We start from the raw sequence: 1,657 nt of genomic DNA, 5'->3' as shown, positions 1-1,657 counted from the left end.
ACCCCATCGCTATCAAGATACCAAAACAAAATACCCCATAAAATGAAAAAATACACTATTCTTTCTGTAGAATCATAGGAAAGGATGGCGTTTTTGTATGTCTATTTCTGTATCTGATGAATTACAACTATTTGCTCAAGAAATTCAAAAATTCTTATCTCCAAATATCTTACGAGATCTTGCTAGAGATGTTGGTTTTGTACAAAGAACTAGTAAATACCAAGCAAAAGATTTAGTCGCTTTATGTGTATGGATGAGTCAAAATGTCGCTACAACTTCTTTAACCCAGTTATCTAGCTGTTTAGAAGCATCGACAGAAGTGCTCATCAGTCCTGAGGGACTGAATCAACGATTTAATAAAGCGGCTGTCCAATTTTTACAACACATATTATCTAAACTACTAAACCAAAAATTGGCCTCATCTATACCTATTCCTTCTCCATATACTTCTGTTTTCAAGCGTATTCGTATTTTAGATTCAACTGCATTTCAACTTCCAGATCCCTTTTCATTTGTTTATCCAGGTGCAGGAGGATGCAGCCATACAGCGGGGGTGAAGATTCAGCTAGAGTATGATCTATTAAGTGGCCAGTTCCTGCATATCCATACAGGTCCAGGTAAACAACATGATCGAACCTACGGTTCCCTGCGTGTTCCAACTGTGACAGCGAATGATTTATGTATCCGAGATTTAGGGTATTTTCATTTGAAAGATCTTAAACATATACAAGACCAAAAGGCTTACTATATCTCTCGTATCAAGTCGAATACACGTATTTATCAAAAAAATCCCAATCCTGATTATTTTCAAGATGGAAGAATTAAGAAAGGTACAGAGTATATTCAAATAGATATGGAGGGTTTAATGAGCTCTCTTCAACCAGGACAAACATGTGAAATAGCTGACGCTTATGTAGGAATGACTGATAAAGTGCCGACTCGTGTGATTGTTCATCGACTAACAAAAGAACAACAACAAAAACGATTACACGATCAAACTGTAAGAGAAAAAAAGAAAGGAATGAAGTATTCTGCTCGTAGTAAACGACTTAGCGGTATCAATGTATATATGACAAATACCTCTATAGATATTGTCCCGATGGGACAAGTACATGATTGGTATTCTTTACGTTGGCAAATCGAGCTTTTATTTAAAACGTGGAAATCATTCTTTCATATTCATCATTGTAAAAAGATAAAACGAGAACGATTAGAATGCCATTTGTATGGGCAACTGATTGCCATTTTACTTTGTTCTTCTACCATGTTTCAAATGCGACAATTGCTTCTTATGAAAAAGAAACGAGAACTGAGTGAATATAAGGCCATATATATGATTAAAGATTACTTTCTTCTTATTTTCCAAGCTATACAGAAAGACACCCAAGAGCTATCAAAGATTTTAATTCGCCTGTTCAACCTCCTACAGCAAAACGGGAGAAAATCTCATCGATATGAGAAGAAAACAGTCTTTGATATATTAGGTGTCATTTACAATTGTACCATGTTTGATAATCAAGCGGCTTAAATCAAAAAATTGAAACCCATTAGGGTTTATTTCGTATGCAAATCTTTAAATTCCCTACACGTAGCTTTTAAAAAAAAGAAACAACCTCTATTATAATTAACGTTTTATGGTCTTAGCTTGATAGCGATG

General features: G+C 34.9%; 1 protein-coding gene. It reads left to right on the top strand.

Going from position 1 to position 1,657, the window contains the following annotated elements; genetic code table 11:
* Nucleotides 1-97 precede the first annotated feature (97 nt).
* Nucleotides 98-1,528: an IS4 family transposase gene (locus ACS2CR_RS34070; RefSeq protein WP_061884963.1), complete on the top strand. Its 1,431-nt coding sequence runs from the start codon at nucleotides 98-100 to the stop codon at nucleotides 1,526-1,528.
* Nucleotides 1,529-1,657: the final 129 nt, after the last annotated feature.

It is taken from the genome of Bacillus cereus group sp. BceL291 (genome assembly GCF_051776705.1).
In the GTDB taxonomy this organism is placed as follows: domain Bacteria; phylum Bacillota; class Bacilli; order Bacillales; family Bacillaceae_G; genus Bacillus_A; species Bacillus_A cereus.
Note: the sequence above shows the minus strand (reverse complement) of the source record. Positions and strands in the feature narration are given on the sequence as shown.

What these genes read in the sequence shown, in the direction of transcription:
- ACS2CR_RS34070 (WP_061884963.1), top strand. Translation starts at nt 98, where the DNA reads ATGTCTATTTCTGTATCTGATGAATTACAACTATTTGCTCAAGAAATT.